Raw genomic sequence first — 16,010 nt, 5'->3', positions numbered from 1 at the left:
GGCGCGGGCGATGTCCGCGCCGGCGGACGCGACGGGTCCGGACGGTGCGTCGAGGACGGGCAGGGCGGGCGTGTCGAGGATCCGGACGAGCCGATCGAGGACGCCCTTCTGCAGGCGGAGCCCGGCGGCCAGGTCGGCACCGGCGGAGGCGACCGCGGTGAGGCGCGCGACGACGACGAGGACGCCGACGAACACCGGCGGGGTGAGGGTGGCGCCTGCCGTCCAGGCGGCTCCCGCGGCGATGAGGGCGGCGAAGAGCGTGTTGAGCGTGAGGCCGAACAGGACGAGGCCGGGGACGACGGTGCCGGACGAGCGCAGTGACACCGCTCGGACCTCCTGCAGTGCCCGGTCGAGCGCCTCGGCGTCGTCGGGACGCTGGTCGGTGCGGATGAGCGGCTGCCGGTCGGCGTATTCGAGGACGCGGTCCGTCGCCTCCGCGGTGGTGCGGTGGCGGCGGGCGTCGACGGTGCGTGCCAGCCTGCCGCTGTAGCGGGCGGCGCCCAGCGCGACGGCGGTGGCGGCGAGCACGGCGACGGTGTAGCGCCAGTCCAGGAGCACCAGGGTGAGCGCGGCGGCCGGCGGCGTGACGAGGGCGGTGATCGCCGGGCGCAGCAGGATGGCCGGGTAGGACATGAGCTGCGGGACGCCGGTCGTGCCGGCGTCGATGACGTTCGCCTGCCGGGCCGGGGTGAACCAGCCCAGGGGCAGGTCGGCCACGTGGGCGCCGAGACGTTCGTGCAGGACGCGGGCGGTGGTGCTGCCGACCCGGAACGCGACCGTCTGCGCGACCCATTGCACGGTGACGAACACGACCGCCGCCACGGCGAGGGCGATCATCGCCGGGACGGGCTCGGGGTCGGATTCGAGGCTTGCGGCGATGACGACGCCGACGAGGCCCAGGACGACGCCGTGGAGCACGGCGGCGGCGGTGATCCAGGCCGTGAGTACGGCGAGCCGCCGTCGGTCGGGTGCGGGCAGGACGCGGGCGAGTGTGCGGAGCATCAGAGGTTCTTCCCGGGGGCGGTGTCGGCGGTCTCGCCTTCCTGGAGGGTGCGGTAGGCGGGGCAGCCGGCGAGGAGTTCGGTGTGGGTGCCGTCTCCGGCCAGGCGGCCTTGGTCGAGGACGAGGATGCGGTCGGCGTCCCGCACGAGGTGCAACTGGTGGGTGATGAGCAGGACGGTGCGCCGCCGTGCCTGGGCGCGCAGGCCCGCGAGCAGGACGGTACGGGTGGCGGGGTCGACCGCGGACAGCGTCTCGTCGAGGACGAGCAGCCTGGGTTCGCGCAGCAGTGCCCGCGCCAGGGCGATGCGCTGGCGTTGCCCGCCGGACAGGTCGATGTCGTCCCCCAGGACGGTGTCGTAGCCGCGGGGAAGGGCGAGGACGACGTCGTGTACGGCCGCCTGCCGGGCGGCGTCGACGATCCGTTCCTCGGGGAGGGCGTGCCCGCCGGTGATGTTGTCGCGGACGCTGGCCCGGCGCGGTTTCGTGTCCTGGAACACGAAACCGATGCGTTCGTACAGCGCCGCTTCCGGCACGTCGCGCAGGTCGGTGCCGCCGAGGATCACGTGGCCGGTGGCGGGGTCGGTGAAGCGGGCTAGCAGGGCGGCGATGGTGCTCTTGCCGCTGCCGGAGGCGCCGACGAGCGCGACGAGCCCGCGGTCGGGAAGCGCGAAGGTGACGTCCTGCAGGACGTCCCGGTCGTCGTATCGGTGGCCGACGTGCTCGAGGCGGACGACGTCGCCGCCGGCGGTGCCGCCTTCGGGGATCGTCGTGCCCCGGGACAGCCGGGGCCGGTCGAGGAACTCGCCGATGGATCTCATGGCGGACATGCCTGTGCGGAGGGCCTGCAGCCGGGGCCCGGCGACGGCGACGGGAGCGCTGATCGCCGGGCCGAGCAGCACGCCCGCGACGAGACCGTCCGGGGTCGCCCATCCCACGGCGAGGCCGGTTCCGCCGACCAGGGCCAGGAAGGCCGCGGTGACGCCCGGCGCGGCGACGAGCCAGGAGGCGGTCGTGACGGCGGAGGTGCCGCTCGACCAGGCGCGGAAGAAATCGTGGAAGGCGTGGACGGCGGCCGTGTAGCGGGCACGGGCGCCGCCGGTGCCGCCGTAGACCTTCGCGGTGGGCAGTCCGCGCACGTAGTCGACGATCGTCGCGTTGATGCGCTGCTGCGCGGCGGCGTACTCGGCGAAGTTCGCACCGGAGCCGCGCATGGCGCGGCCGTACCACCGGACGCCGAGCACGAGCGGGACCAGGCCGCACAGTGCCAGCCGCCAGTCGGCCAGGGCGAGCGCGATGAGCCCGGCCAGCGGTGTGACCACCAGTGCGGTCACGTCGAGCAGGGTGTGGGCCACGAGGTAGTGCATGGCCGCGGTGTCGTCGTGGACCGCCTTCTTGATCCGCCCGCCACCGAGGCCGGTGACGGTCGGCACGGGGATGTGGCGGATGGTGTCGGAGAGCCGCCGCTGCAGGATCCAGGTGAGATTCGCGTCGGCGCGGTGCGCGACCCACGTCGCGGCGGCGGTGGCGAGGGCGGCGCCGACCGTGCCGAGCACGGCCGCGACGGCGAGCGTCGCGCCGGGGAGGCGGTCGTCGGCGATGAAGGCGCTGGTGAACGAGATGAGGACCAGCAGGGGCAGCAGCGCCAACAGGCTGCCGATCGCCTGCAGGACGGCCGCCGCCGCGAGGGGACCGCGGACGGGGCGCAGCAGATGGAGGGGGGTCATTCGAGACGTTCTCCGGACAGGGTGAGGACGCGGTCGGCGCGAGCGGTGACCTCGTCTTGGTGGGTGATCAGCAGTACCGCCGACCCGGTGGCCCGGCGCCAGGCGTCCAGCGCGTCGAGCACGAGGCGGGCGGTGGCGTGGTCGAGGGAGGCGAGGGTCTCGTCGCAGACGACCGCGGCCGGGACGGCGGCGAGCGCGCGGGCGAGCGCGATCCGGTGGCGTTGGCCGCCGCTGAGACGGTCCGGGGTGCGATCGAGCACGTCCGCGGTGAGCCCGAGACCGTCGAGCAGCGATGCCGGTTCGGGCCCCGGCGGGATGCCGCGGCGGTGCGCGGAGGCGACGGCGGCGGGCGAGGGTGCGCCGGACGGTCTCGTGCGGGTTGAGCGCGGCGCGGGCGTCCTGCCCGACGTAGGCGAGGAACGGGCCGCCGGCGCGCGCCCCGGGCGGCTCCGTCCCAGGCGACCGGAGCGCCGTGCACGCGCAGGCGCCCGGCGTCGGGCGGGGCGAGGCCGCACAGGGCGCGGGCGAGGGAGGTCTTCCCGCTGCCCGACACGCCCCGCACGGCGGCCATTTCCCCGGCCGCGAGATGCAGGGAGGCGTTCCGCAGCAGCGGGACGCCACCGCGGCGGATCGTCAGCCCCTCCGCCGCCACCACCCGTTCCCCGCCGCCGGCGGACTCGTCCGGGCCGCGGTGCCGGGGCGGATGCGCAAGCGCGGACGGCGCGGCGGGCGCGGGCCGGAGCCGGCCCGCGGCGAGTTCGAGCACCCGGTGGGCGGCTCGGTCGACGAGGGCGCGGTCATGGCTGACGAGCAGGACGGCCGGTTCCCAGGGCAGGCGGGTGAAGGCTTCGCTCACCCGTCGGGCGGTGTCGGGATCGAGCCCGCTGGTGGGCTCGTCGAGGATCACCAGGCGGGGGCGAGTGACGAACGTCCAGGCCAGCAGGGCGCGCTGGGCCTGCCCGCCGGAGAGCCGGGCCGGGTGGCGGCGCAGCAGCGCGGTGTCGAGGGCCGCGGCATCGGCGGCGGCGCGGACGCGGGCGTCGCGCTCGTGCCGTCCCTCACCCGGGTGGGCGATGCGCGCGGCGGTGCGCAGTTGGGCCAGCACTTCGCGGCGCGGATCCAGGGCGCTCGCCGGGTCCTGCGGCAGGTAGCCCGTGACTCTGCCCCGCAGCGCGGCACGTCCGTCCGCCGTGAACGGGTCGTGCCCGGCCACCTCGACCCGTCCGGCGGTGCGCCGCGTACCGGGAGCGAGGTGGCCGAGGACGGCATGGGCGAGCGTGGTCTTGCCCGCTCCGGACTCGCCGACGATCGCGGTCACCTGCCCCCGGTGCAGGTCGAGGTCGACCGTGTCGAGGACGGCGCCGCGGGCCGTGGCGATCGTGAGGCCGGACACGGTGGCCGTCATGCCGGCCGTCCCGCCGGTTCGAGCCCGCCGATCCGGGCGTCGGCGACCCGGTCGAGCAGGAGGGTGGCTCCGACGGCGAGCACGACGAGAAGTGCCGCCGGGACGAGGACCGGAAGCGGGTTGGCGGCGATGCCGGGGCTGTTCTCCCGCACCATCCTTCCCCAGTTCGCGGCGGGGGCCCCGGCGCCGAGACCGAGGAACCCGGCGGTGGCGGCGAGCTGGGTGGCGGCGACGAACCGGATTCCCGCCTCGGCGAGGGCGACGGGTGCCAGCCCGGGCAGGATGTCGTGCCGGACCCGGGCGAGCAGCGCGTCGCCCCGCGCTTCGGCCTCACGGGCGTATTCGGCGGCGGCGAGCCTGGCGGCGCGCTCCCGGACGACCCGGACCGAGAACGGTGTGCTGACCAGCGCGATGGCGGCGGCCACGATGGCATCGTCGCCGGGGAGGCCGCCGGCCAGCAGGAGCAACAGCAGCAGGGTGGGGACGGTCGCGACCGCGTCGACGACCCGCGACACGGCCCGCGCCGTCCGATGACGGCGGGTCGTGCCGGTCCAGATCCCCACGATGAGCCCGACGACGCTGCCGAGCACGGTGGCCGCGGCGGCCTGCAGAACGAGCGTCCGTCCGCCGGCGAGCACCCGGGCCAGGACGTCGCGGCCGAGGACGTCGGTGCCCAGCGGCCCGCCGGCGCCCGCCGGTTCGAACGGCACTCCGACCGGCGCGGTGACGTTCCCCGCCGCCAGGCACGGCCCCGCCATGGCGACGATGAGGACGACGAGCACCGGCGCGGCTACCCATGACCGGCCCGCCTCGACGTGCCGGGCGGTCATGGCGTCACCGCGGCGTCGGCGGTGCGCCGATCCAGCGACCGGGCGACGACATCGCCGACGAGCAGGACGGTCAGCGTGGCCGCGCCGAGCACCAGGCTCAGCCCCTGGACGAGCGGCACATCGCGGCTCTCGACCGCGCGGGTCAGTTCGTAGCCCACGCCGGGCACGTTGAAGAGCGTCTCCACCACGACGCCGCCGCCCAGCAGCCCGGCGATCATGACCGTGAAGGCGTGGACGGCCGGCCCGGCCGCGTTGCCGACGACGGTCCGCACATAGCGCGGTCCGCGGACGCCGTTGAGCCGGGCGAACTCCGCGAACGGCGCCGATGCGGTCTGCGCGACCGACGCGCGCAGCAGCCGCATCGTGGACCCGAACCCGCCCGATGCGAGCGCCAGCGCCGGCAGCGCGACGAGTTCGGGATGCCGCCACAGCGACTCCCCGGGCGGGACCAGGGCGACGGTGGGCAGCACCGCCCACCACAGCGTGAACACCACCAGCAAGGCGGTGGCGATGAGGAAGTCCGGGGTGCCGATCAGCCCGAGCGTCGTCCCGGACAGGCCGCGGTCCAGGCGGCTTCCCGGCCGCAGCCCGGCCGCGACGCCGAGCACGCCGGCGAGGAGAAGGATGAGCACCGCGGCCGGGGCCAGCACCGCCAGGCTCGCCCCGAGCCGGGCCGCGACGATACCGGCGACGTCCCGGCCCGACACCAGCGACGTGCCGAGATCCCCGTGGAGCATCCCCGCGACCCACTCCCCGTAGCGCCGCGCCGGGGGCCGGTCCAGCCCGAGCGCGACCCGGACCGACGCCCGTTCGGCGTCCGTCGCGTCCGGTCCGGCCACGACTCCGACCGCGTCGCCCGGAAGCACCTCGGTCGCCCAGAACACGACGACGGAGAGGACCGCGAGGGTCGCCGCGCAGGCGACGGCCCTCATCGCGATCCAACCGGCCGACCTCATTTCCGGCCGGTTAGGGTGACCTGCGACAGGTCGGGGAACTGCAGCTCCCGCACCCCGGAGACCCCGTCGCGGGCGGCGCTGACGGTCGGCACGAACACCGCACCGATCTGACCGCCCTCTTCCCACAGCAGCCGCTGCGCCCGGTGCGACGCGGCCAGCCTCTGCTCGGCCGTGGACGCGCTGCGCGCGGTCTTCACCAGCGCGTCCACCTTCGGGAAGGCGCCGGGAACGTGGTTCGGCTCGAACATCGCGGGCGGGTTGAACCCGGCCCTGAACGGCAGCTTCAGGTAGGCCGCGTAGTCGGCGAACAACTGCCCCGCGGGCAGTTCCCGCAGCGCCGCCTCCACCCCGACCGCCTTCAGATCCTCGACGACCAGCGTCGCCGCCTCGACCATGCCGGGCAGTTCCGGCCCCGCCGTGAGCTCCACGCTCACCCCGTCGGCGTCGGCGTCGGCGAGCAGCCGCCGAGCCCGCTCCGGATCATGGGGGCGCTGCTCGAGCGCCGTGTCATAACTCGGGAACCCCAGCGCGGGCAGGTCGTTGCCCACGAACGCGCGACCGTAGTAGACGTTGTCCACGATCCGCTTCCGGTCCACGGCGAGCCTGAACGCCTCCCGCACCCGCGGGTCGTCGAACGGCTCCGCCTCGGTGTTCATCGTGAAATGCAGATACGAGGCGTACGGCAGCTCGCTCGCCGTCACCGCGATCCCGTCGGCCTTGCCGAGGTCCGCGCCTGCGCGGGAGCGATGCCGCCGGCGAAGTCGATCTGCCCCTGCCGCAGCGCGTTCGCCCTCGCCGTCCCGTCGGGAATGGACAGCAGCTCGATCGACTCCAGGGACGGCGCCGTGCCGTAGTAGCCGGGATTGCGCTCCAGCAGCGTGGTCCGGCCCGGCTCGAACGCGGCGATCGTGAACGGTCCCGACGAAGGAGTGTCCGGCGTGAACTCCTTCGTGCCGTCCTTGATCGCGAGCATGCTCTGGCAGACCAGCTCCCGGCCGTCGGCGATCGGCGACAGCGTCGGCAACACCACCGTCGACGCGTCCGGCGCCGACGCCGCGTCCAGATCGAAACCGCGCGCCGCCAGGAGCGTGAACGGAAGACCGTCCAACTCGACGGGGGCCCGCAGGGAGTACAGCACGTCCTTGCTCGTCAGCTCGGACCCATCGGTGAAGCGCACGCCGTCACGCACGCGCAGGGTGTACTCGGACAGGTCGTCGGCGACCTCGATCGACTCCACCACGCCGTAGGAGACCCCGTCCGGCGACGCCGGATCGAGCTCGCACAGCGGCGCGTGCACCAGCCTCGCCCGCACGTAGTCGAGCGCCGTCGGGCCCCGGAAGTAGTTCAGCGTCTCCGCCGTACCGCCCGAGAACGCGGCCCGCAGCGTCCCGTCCGCCGACGCCCCGCCGGACGCCGAGCACCCGGTCACCAGCAGGGCCGCGGCCGCACCCGCGGCCAAGCCACCCGCCCTGCGACCTCTCGTGGACAACATTCAGCACCTACACCTTCCAGCACCGGGCACACCGGCCCAACTCGGATGTTTACTACGTATACCACGAAATCGATAACCGTTTTCACAGTCGGCCGGTCGATATGATCAACAGATGACGCCGCTGAACCGCGAAGGCATCATCGAGGCCGCCCTCGCCCTCACCAGGGCCGAGGGCCTCGACGCGGTCACCATGCGCGCCGTCGCCGCCCGCTTCGACGTCACGCCGATGGCCCTCTACCGGCACATCACCGATCGCGACGAACTCGTCCGCCTCGTCGCCGACCGCGTCGGAAGCCTCGTGCGCCCGGCGAACGGGCCCGACGACCCGTGGGACGAACGCGCGCGTGCGTGGGCCCGCACCCAGCGCGCGGTGCTGCGGCGGCACCGCGGACTGGCCGTATGGCTCCAGGACAACGGCCCGGCGGGACCCGAGGCGTACCGGCTCCTCGACCTGCTCGCCTCGGCGATGACCGACGCCGGCCTCGACGACGCCGGAGCCGCGCGCGGCACCGCGCTCGTCATGAGCTGGACCTTCTCCCGCGTGGCCGTCGAGGACGGGGCCGAACGACGACGGCGGGCCCGCCGCCCCAGCCGGTCACAGGCGTTCGTCGCCGGACTGGACGGGATCGACCCGGTGCGTCATCCCACCGCCGCACGAATCGGCGTGGAGTTCTTCACCCTGCCCCACGACGACGTTTTCGAGGCCGGCCTCGACGCGATCATCACCGGCATCGCGCGCGCCTGAGCACCCGCGGTCGCGGCCTGCCCGTCCGAAGCGCCAACGTTCTCTCCCCGGTTTCTGTCCGCATGTCAGGAATGGCCGGGCTGTCTCGTCTCGGGTTCGAGATCAGATTCTGAGAAGAACACACCACCTGCAGCAAGGAGCCGGTCATGAGCGAGCATGCCCCACACCAGAAGATCGCGCTGGTCACCGGGGCGAACAAGGGGATCGGCCGTGCGGTTGCCGAGCGGCTCGCCGCGCTGGGCTTGACGGTCCTGATCGGGGCCAGAGACCCGCAGCGCGGCGAAGAGGTCGCCGCGGCGCTCCGCGCGGCAGGCGGCGACGCGCACGCGGTCACCCTGGACGTCACCGACCAGGCCGCCGCCCAGGCGGCAGCCAACCGGGTCGAGGAGCGCTTCGGCCACCTCGACGTGCTGATCAACAACGCCGGCATCACCGGCTCCGGGCAGGTCTCCCCCGAAGACGCCTACGATCAGGTCCCGAGTTCCATCGACCTGAACATGGTCCGGACGGTGTTCGAGACCAACGTCTTCGGGGTGATCGCGGTGACCAACGCCATGCTGCCGCTGCTGCGGCGGTCACCGGCACCGCGCGTCGTGAACGTCAGCAGCCACGCCGCGTCGCTGACCCTCACCAGCGACCCGGACGGGCCCGTCGCGGCGCTGATGCCGTCGGCCGCGTACACGCCCTCCAAGTCCGCGCTGAGCGCGCTGACCGTGCAGTACGCCAATGAGCTGCGCAAGGACGGCATCCTGGTCAACGCCGCCGCCCCCGGCTTCGTCGACACCGACAGCAACAACCACACCGGGCACCTGACCCCCGCACAGGGCGCCGCGGTCGTGGTGCGCCTGGCCACGCTCGGCGCGGACGGGCCGACCGCCGGTTTCTTCAGCGAGGACGGCCCGTTGCCCTGGTGACGGTGGTGGCTCGGGGCAGCTTGTGGTGGCAGCAATTCGAGAAGGAGTCGGCTTGACCGAGACCGAAGAGTTCCAGGAACTACGGCCGCTGCTGTTCTCGATCGCCTACCGGATCCTGGGCAGTGTCGGGGAGGCCGAGGACGCGGTCCAGGAGACCTGGCTGCGTTACCAGGCATCTTCGGCCGAGCCCGCGTCGGCCAAGGCGTTCCTGTCGACCGTGGTCACCCGGATCTCGATCGACGTGCTGCGCTCGGCCCGCGTCCGGCGGGAGGAGTACGTCGGGCCGTGGCTCCCCGAGCCGCTGCTGACCGATCCCTATCAGGATCCGGCGCGGTCGGCGGAGCTGGCGGACTCGTTGTCGATGGCGGCCCTGCTCCTGCTGGAACGGCTCACCCCGCTGGAGCGTGCGGTCTTCGTGCTGCGTGAGGTGTTCGCCTTCGGCTTCCCGGAGATCGCGGCGGCCGTGGGGCGATCGGAGGGGGCGTGCCACCAGCTCGCGGTGCGGGCACGACGTCACATGGACGCGGGCCGGGCCCGGTTCGAGGCCGACCGCAAAGAGCGCGAGGAACTCGCCGAACGGTTCTTCGAAGCCTTCCGGGAAGGGGACGTCGACGGGCTGGCCGAGCTGCTGGCCGCCGACGTTCACATGATCGGCGACAGTGGCGGCAAGGCCCCGCAGTGGGCACCCCGCGTCCTTGGTGCCGAGAACGTGGCCCGGGTGCTCGCAGCGTTCGTCCCGCTGGTCGCCAGGGGTGGCGGCGTCGTGGAGTCGCAGCAGGTGAACGGCCAGCCGGGCGCGATCTTGCGCGACCGGGACGGTCAGGTCCTCAGCGCCTGGGCGCTCGATGTACTCGACGGGCAGATCCAGACGATCCGCACGGTGAACAACCCGGACAAGCTCGGGCACGTCGGTCCGGTAGCGGACGCCTGGGCGGCCCTCCGCATGGCGAGCCAAGCCCACCGGCCATAGATTGACCGATGAGCCGACTGCGCTCAGGGCGGCGGGCCGGGTGCGGCGGGCCGGGAAAGTCGATCAGGAAGGCGCGGTCCCCACCGTCCTTCGCGACGACGCATCCCGGCACCGGCGACCCCGTCCGATCTCGCCGTGGTCCTCGGCCGCCTGAGGTGCGAGGGATCTTCCGGGCAGGCTCCCAACAAGGTTGGGGGAACCGGAAGGAATGACAGTTCGCGAGACAGAGGCGACTTGTCCCCCAGGAGGACAAGGACGAGATCGTCCGCATGCTCCTGGACGGCCCACGTAGCCCGTGAGGTCGGGATCCACGACACCACGCTCGGCAAGGTGGCGTGAGCCCGAACTGCGGGACTTGCTTTTCGAGCGGCACGCTTCAGGCGAATACGCCGCAGAACCCAGCCACCAGCACTCGTGGTACACGTGGACACGGCCGCGGCGTCCTTCGGGCCGCCTTCGCAGCCGATCCCCCGCGGTACGGATCCCACGGCCGTCGGCCCGCAGAGGGTCGCCCGTGTCTCCCCATCTGCGCGACCCTACGCACGACCTCTCAACCTCTGCCGACGCCCGCCCCCAAGAACCGTTCACGCGCCGGTGCCATCGATCCCGCCAGGCCACAACACCGCCTGCGGCCCACTTCCGTGAACGAGCAGGGCCTGGGATAGTTCTATTCAGTAGACATGAACGTTCTTTTGAGGGGCCCATGGAGAGGTTGCGGCCGGGCGATCCCGGCAGGGTGGGACCGTACAGGCTGGAGGGGAGGCTGGGCGGGGGCGGCATGGGACAGGTCTTCCTGGGCCGTTCCCGGAGCAGGCGCCCGGTCGCGGTCAAGGTGATCCGTCCGGAATTCGCCAAGGACTCCGCCTTCCGGCGCCGCTTCGCGCTGGAGGTCGAGGCCGCACGCCGGGTCGGCGGCTTCTACGCCGCCCAACTGGTCGACGCCGACCCCGACGGCGATCCCCCCTGGCTGGTCACCGCCTACATCCCCGGCCCTTCGCTACAGGCGGCCGTCGACCGCCACGGACCGCTGCCCGCATCGTCCATCGGCGTGCTCGGTGCCGGACTGGCCGAAGGGCTGGCCGCCGTACACTCCTGCGGTCTGGTGCACCGCGATCTCAAACCCTCCAACGTGCTGCTGGCCGACGACGGTCCCCGGGTCATCGACTTCGGCATCGCCCGGGCACTGGACGCCACCTCCCCCCGCCGACCGCCCCTCCACCGGCGAGGTCCTCGAGCGGCTCACCGCATCGACCGACGCCCCCGCCCGATGGCTCCCGCCGGCGATCGCGACCATGGTCGACGACCAGCGGACCGCGGAAACCGTCCCGGCGGAACGCCACGGCTCGTCCGGTACACGCCAGACACAGACGACCGCCTCGCCCCGCGTGCGGCGAAACGCGGTTATTACCGCCCTGGCGGTCACCGCGGGCGCCGTGCTGTGGACGCAGGCCATCACCGTCGCCACGGCGCCCGCCGCGTGGAGCGCCCAGCCCGGCGATTGCCTGTACGTACGAGAAAGCACAACAATGGGAGAATTCAGCAAGAACGCCCGTATCGTGCCCTGCTACACCCTTGCGGGCACCTGGGTGGTGACCGCCCGTCTCCCTCGGAAAGGGGAGTGCGAGCCTCCCACACACCGTCCAGTCAACAGGTACGGCGCAGGCGACCCGACGGCCGTACTTTGCATCAAGGATCGATGGAGCGACTGTGCGGGATTCAACCAGTGCGAGGCGACGACGATCGGTCCGGCACCTCACGGCGACAGAAGGAACATCAGACGCCTCTGACATCCTTCACAAGAGCTCCGGATGCCGGTCGTAGACGGCGACCGTCTCGGCGCAGCACCCCTTCCGCACCCGACGTTCCACTCGAAAGCCGAATCAGGTTTCCTCTCCCTCACCGGCACCTCACGGCGACAGAACGCGAGGCTCACTGGAGCCTTCTTCGAGGGGCTCGACATCCTCGACCTCGGACTCGTCTCCCCCGCCGACCGGCGTGCCGACCTCGCCGACGCCCCCTCAAGGTCGACGATCAGGGCGCCGTCGCGATCAAGCACTGACGCACGTCCGCACGTCCATTTCCGCACTGAGCGATCTCCAGGGAGTCGCGGCCTGCCGACTACGGCTCCCCCGATCCGGCGGCCATGTCGAACTCTCATCGAGTCTCACCCGTCGTAATGGCTGTTGATCAAATTCTGCTCCGGGCGATTCACGCCCGCCGGTGATGGGTTGAACGGGTGATCAAGTGTCGTATCGGCTGGAACCGGGAGATCCCGAGCAGGTCGGCGATTTCTGGCTGTCGGGCCGGCTGGGAGCCGGTGGGCAGGGCGTGGTGTACGACGCCTACGCCCCCGATGGGGCCCGGGTGGCGGTCAAGGTGCTGCACGCGGCACAGGGCTCCCCCGATGAATTCGCGCAGATGGCTGCTGAGGCGCATGCCGCGCAACGGGTCGCCTCGTTCTGCACCGCCAGGATCCTGCAGGTGCGGCTGGAGACACCGCGGCCCTACATCGTCAGCGAGTACATCGACGGGCTGAGCCTCCAAGCCACCGTCCACGGTGCGGGCGCACGGCCAGGGCGCCGGTTCGGCGGGGATGATCTGCACCGCCTCGGGATCGGGATCGCCACGGCGTTGACGGCCATCCACCAGGCCAGGGTGGTGCACCGCGACCTCAAGCCGGGCAACGTGATGCTGGGTCCGGACGGCCCCCGGTTGATCGATTTCGGGATCGCGCGGGTGCTGGACACCCACTCGGCCTCCGAGGGCGGATTCGCCGGGACGCTGCGGTACATGGCGCCGGAGGTGTACGCGGGGCAGCGCGTCGGGGCGGCGGCCGACGTGTTCGCCTGGGGGGCGATCATGGTGTTCGCGGCCACCGGCGAACATGCCTTCAAGGGCGGCGCGCTGCCCGAGATCGCGCACCGGATCCGCACCCACGACCCCGACCTGAGCACGCTGCCCGCCGCGCTGCGTCCCCTGGTGGCGGCGGCGCTGGCCAAGGACCCGCTGGCGCGCCCGTCCGCACGGGCGATCCTGGCGGGGCTGACCCGCGATCCCCGCGAGGGTGCCGACGACCTGGACGAGTTGGTCGCCGCCGGGGCCACGCAGGCGGGGCTGGGGTCCCGGTGGGAGCCGGGCGACCCGGCGTTGGGCAAGCTCGCCGAGGACGCCTACGCCGCCTTACCACCGAGTGAGCAGCGCCTGGTCCCGGAGGTATTCCTGCGCTGCGTGGTGCCCGGGGAGGACGGGAGCCTGTCCACCCGTCCGGTGGGGGCCGCGGAGCTGTCCGACCGGCAGGATCCCGCCGAGGCCCACGCGCTGGAGCGTGTGGTGCGGGCCTTCCATCCGCTGCTGGTCGTGACCGGCGACCGGCCGGACGAGCAGATCGTCCTGGCACGCCCGGCGGTGCTTCGGGCATGGCCGAGGTTGCGCGGCTGGGTCGAGAGTGAAGCCGCGGCGTTGGCGACTCACCATCGCCTCCGCCGGGCCGCGCAGACCTGGGCCGAGCACGGGCATCGCCGCAGCGACGTGCTGACCGGGGCGCACCTGGACGAGGCCGTGCAGTGGACCACCGCCGGGGACCGTCGCCCGTCCCTCAACCGACTGGAGCGCCGCCTGCTGGCGGCGAGCACCCGCGCCCAGACGACCCGTAGCCGCCGCATCCGCCTCGCCGCGTTCGTGCTGGCGGTGACCACACTGCTGTCGCTGGCCGCCACCGGATGGGCGGTGCAGACGCAGCAGGCCACCGTCCGGCAGCGCGACATCGCGGCCGCGCGGCAGTTGGCCGCGCAGAGCCGGCAGTTCAACAGCACCGCCCCCGACATGGCGGCCCTGCTGGCCGTCGCCGCTCACCGCATCCGCGAAACTCCCGAAAGCCGCGCCGCGCTGCTGAACATCGTCACCCACCCGGCCCGCGGCGTCCTGAACGAATACCGGCCCGACCCCTACACGCTCGCGGCCGACCGCGATGGGCGGTTGCTGGCGATCGGCAACAAGGACGGCACGATCGCACTGTGGGACGTGCGCAGGCACCGCCAGGTCGGCGGCCTACTGCGCCTGTTCACGCGGTCCAGCAGCGACTTTCCGATGTCGGTGGCGCTCAGCCCGGATGGCCGAGTGTTGGCAGCCGCCGGGACCGAATGGACTGAGGAGGACTTCGCCGAAACGAACGTCAAAGGGACGGTGCGGCTCTGGGACGTGCGCACCCGCCAGCCGCTGGGCGACCTGCCGGTGTCCTCCCGCCCCCGATCGGTGGCCTTCACCTCCGACGGGACGCGCGTGGCCGTCGACAACGGCGAGAGTGTCGGACTCTGGGACGTGCGGACCCGGCGCCCCCTCGGTCGGCCCGTGCCCCACTCCACCATCGACAGGCTCGATGCGTACACCCTGATCGGTCCCGGTGCGAAGACCGTGGCCACCGGCGACGACAGTTCGTCCAAGCTGCGGTTGTGGGACCTGGAAACCGGTCGCCGCACGACCTCCTTCCCGGTGAAAGGCGCAGCGGTGGCTCTGAGCCCGGATGGGCGGACCGTGGTCACAGAGGACGATGAAGGCAACGCGTACTTGTGGGACGTCCGGACCGGCCGGATGCGGGGCGAGCCGATCCGCGGACCGCACAGCGGCGTGGGGCCCTTCAGCCCCGACGGGCGGCTCGTGGTCATCGGCACAGGGCTGTGGGAGACCACCAGTGGCATCCGTGTCGGATCCATCGCAGCGGACGTCGAGGACTCGCTGAAGGTCGTCACGTTCGCCGGTCGGCACACCGTGGTCTCCCTGACCACGCACGACTTCACCAAGAACCTGGTACGGCTGTGGAACGTCACCGTGCACCAGCCCAGTCACCTTTTCCGCGCCACCGTGCCCCCCGACGGCGGCCTCCTCCGGCAGGGATTCAGCCCGGACCGGCGGACGATGGTCAGCCTCGACCCGACCGACGGACGCGACGCCTCCTTCCGAACCTGGAACGTCACCACCGGAAAGCAGTCACAGCCTCCCGTCCCCGCGCCGCCGAGTAAGGATTTCGGGCGTACGGACGTGAGGCAGATCAGCGTCCGCCCGGACGGCAGGACCATCGTCATCGCCGACCTGGAAGCTCAACTCAAGGTCTGGGACCCGGCGGCTCGCCGCTGGTTCGACCTCGACGACGGCTCGGGCGCCGAGATCAGCGCGATGGCCATCAGCCCGGACGGTCGCACTCTGGCCACTGGCAGGAGTTACCAGAACTACACGACCGATCTGCCCGTCGACGGCAAGGTGCAACTGTGGACCTGGAAAAGCGCACCTTGATCACCAAGGAGCCGTTGTTCACCTCGGGCACGGCGGTATCCGCTCTGGCGTTCAGTCACGACGGCGAAACCCTGGCAGCCGGGATCGGCCAGACCACCCGGCTCTGGGACGTCTCCGACCGCGAACAGCTCACCCCGTCGATCACCGGTCCCCCCAGCACCATCAGCGCCCTGGCCTTCGGCCCCGACAACCGGACGCTGGCCATCGGCGCCACCAACACCACCGTGCTGTGGGATATCCGTGAAGGCCACCGGATCGGCGCACCTTTCACCGGCCACACCGGCCCGGTGACCTCCTTGGCCTTCAGCCGCGACAGAACCACGCTAGCCACCGGCGGCCAGGACGGAGTCGTCAAGCTATGGGAGACCACCGGCCAAAGCCAGATCGGCGCGCCCCTCACCGGCCACACCGGCCCGGTGACCTTCCTGACCTTCAACTCCGACGCAACGACCCTGACCACCAGCGACGAGCGCGCCACCGTCCGGCGGTGGAACACCGCCATGCCCGCCGACCCCGCAGCGACCGCCTGCGCAATCGTGGGACGCCCCCTCACCCGCGCCGAATGGGCCCAGTACGTGCCACCCGGCATCGATTACCGCGACATCTGCCCCTCACTGGCGGAGGAGCCGTCTCGCGCGGACGGCGAATGAACACGCCGGCCGATCGACTCGGAGAGCAGGGAGGCG

12 protein-coding genes and 2 pseudogenes are annotated in these 16,010 nt (G+C 72.5%); 6 read left to right on the top strand and 8 right to left on the bottom strand.

Annotation, left to right across the window (positions count from 1 at the left end; translation table 11 throughout):
• The 8 genes and pseudogenes from BJF79_RS08215 to BJF79_RS58910 all read right to left on the bottom strand — a co-directional run.
• Positions 1 to 1,002 (bottom strand): annotated as a pseudogene (locus tag BJF79_RS08215) (ABC transporter ATP-binding protein); the annotation flags it as partial.
• Positions 1,002 to 2,726: an ABC transporter ATP-binding protein gene (locus BJF79_RS08210; protein WP_075895974.1), complete on the bottom strand. Its 1,725-nt coding sequence runs from the start codon at positions 2,724 to 2,726 to the stop codon at positions 1,002 to 1,004. The pseudogene BJF79_RS08215 and the gene BJF79_RS08210, both read right to left, overlap by 1 nt.
• The gene (locus BJF79_RS66635) at positions 2,723 to 2,986 is read right to left on the bottom strand and encodes an ATP-binding cassette domain-containing protein (protein ID WP_158079124.1); all 264 of its coding nucleotides are present in this window, start codon (positions 2,984 to 2,986) and stop codon (positions 2,723 to 2,725) included. Before BJF79_RS66635 ends, BJF79_RS08210 begins: the two co-directional genes overlap by 4 nt.
• Before the next feature lie 209 nt (positions 2,987 to 3,195).
• Positions 3,196 to 4,131: pseudogene (locus BJF79_RS08205) on the bottom strand (ATP-binding cassette domain-containing protein); the annotation flags it as partial.
• Positions 4,128 to 4,961: an ABC transporter permease subunit gene (locus BJF79_RS08200; RefSeq protein ID WP_075895972.1), complete on the bottom strand. Its 834-nt coding sequence runs from the start codon at positions 4,959 to 4,961 to the stop codon at positions 4,128 to 4,130. The pseudogene BJF79_RS08205 and the gene BJF79_RS08200, both read right to left, overlap by 4 nt.
• Positions 4,958 to 5,893 (bottom strand): ABC transporter permease, encoded by a 936-nt coding sequence (locus BJF79_RS57095; RefSeq protein WP_262401692.1) that lies wholly within the window; start codon positions 5,891 to 5,893, stop codon positions 4,958 to 4,960. The genes BJF79_RS08200 and BJF79_RS57095 overlap by 4 nt, the downstream gene beginning before the upstream one ends.
• Positions 5,894 to 5,913: 20 nt before the next feature.
• Positions 5,914 to 6,618 carry an ABC transporter substrate-binding protein gene (locus BJF79_RS58915; protein WP_262401691.1) on the bottom strand — a complete coding sequence of 235 codons (705 nt, stop codon included), beginning with the start codon at positions 6,616 to 6,618 and terminating at the stop codon, positions 5,914 to 5,916.
• Positions 6,615 to 7,376: an ABC transporter substrate-binding protein gene (locus BJF79_RS58910; protein WP_262401690.1), complete on the bottom strand. Its 762-nt coding sequence runs from the start codon at positions 7,374 to 7,376 to the stop codon at positions 6,615 to 6,617. Before BJF79_RS58910 ends, BJF79_RS58915 begins: the two co-directional genes overlap by 4 nt.
• A 145-nt stretch (positions 7,377 to 7,521) precedes the next feature.
• On the opposite strand from BJF79_RS58910, the gene BJF79_RS08185 reads away from it, so the two are divergent.
• The 6 genes from BJF79_RS08185 to BJF79_RS08160 all read left to right on the top strand — a co-directional run bounded on the left by BJF79_RS08185 (position 7,522) and on the right by BJF79_RS08160 (position 15,974).
• Positions 7,522 to 8,154, top strand: coding sequence for a TetR/AcrR family transcriptional regulator (locus BJF79_RS08185; RefSeq protein WP_075895968.1), 633 nt, complete (start codon positions 7,522 to 7,524; stop codon positions 8,152 to 8,154).
• Positions 8,155 to 8,300: 146 nt separating this feature from the next.
• Entirely contained in the window at positions 8,301 to 9,068 is a 768-nt protein-coding gene (locus tag BJF79_RS08180; RefSeq protein ID WP_075895966.1) for an SDR family oxidoreductase, read from the top strand.
• A gap of 52 nt (positions 9,069 to 9,120) precedes the next feature.
• Positions 9,121 to 10,038 (top strand): RNA polymerase sigma-70 factor, encoded by a 918-nt coding sequence (locus BJF79_RS08175; RefSeq protein ID WP_075895964.1) that lies wholly within the window; start codon positions 9,121 to 9,123, stop codon positions 10,036 to 10,038.
• A 703-nt stretch (positions 10,039 to 10,741) separates the two neighbouring features.
• Entirely contained in the window at positions 10,742 to 12,097 is a 1,356-nt protein-coding gene (locus BJF79_RS65355) for a serine/threonine-protein kinase (protein ID WP_075895962.1), read from the top strand.
• A gap of 185 nt (positions 12,098 to 12,282) precedes the next feature.
• Entirely contained in the window at positions 12,283 to 15,324 is a 3,042-nt protein-coding gene (locus tag BJF79_RS08165; protein ID WP_075895960.1) for a WD40 repeat domain-containing serine/threonine protein kinase, read from the top strand.
• On the top strand, positions 15,300 to 15,974 hold the full coding sequence (locus BJF79_RS08160; RefSeq protein ID WP_075895958.1) for a WD40 repeat domain-containing protein: 675 nt from the start codon (positions 15,300 to 15,302) through the stop codon (positions 15,972 to 15,974). Before BJF79_RS08165 ends, BJF79_RS08160 begins: the two co-directional genes overlap by 25 nt.
• Positions 15,975 to 16,010: the final 36 nt, after the last annotated feature.

The sequence above is a fragment of the Actinomadura sp. CNU-125 genome (genome assembly GCF_001942465.1).
GTDB lineage: Bacteria > Actinomycetota > Actinomycetes > Streptosporangiales > Streptosporangiaceae > Spirillospora.
The sequence above is the reverse complement of the archived record's forward strand: the minus strand, read 5'-3'. Positions and strand labels throughout refer to the sequence as shown.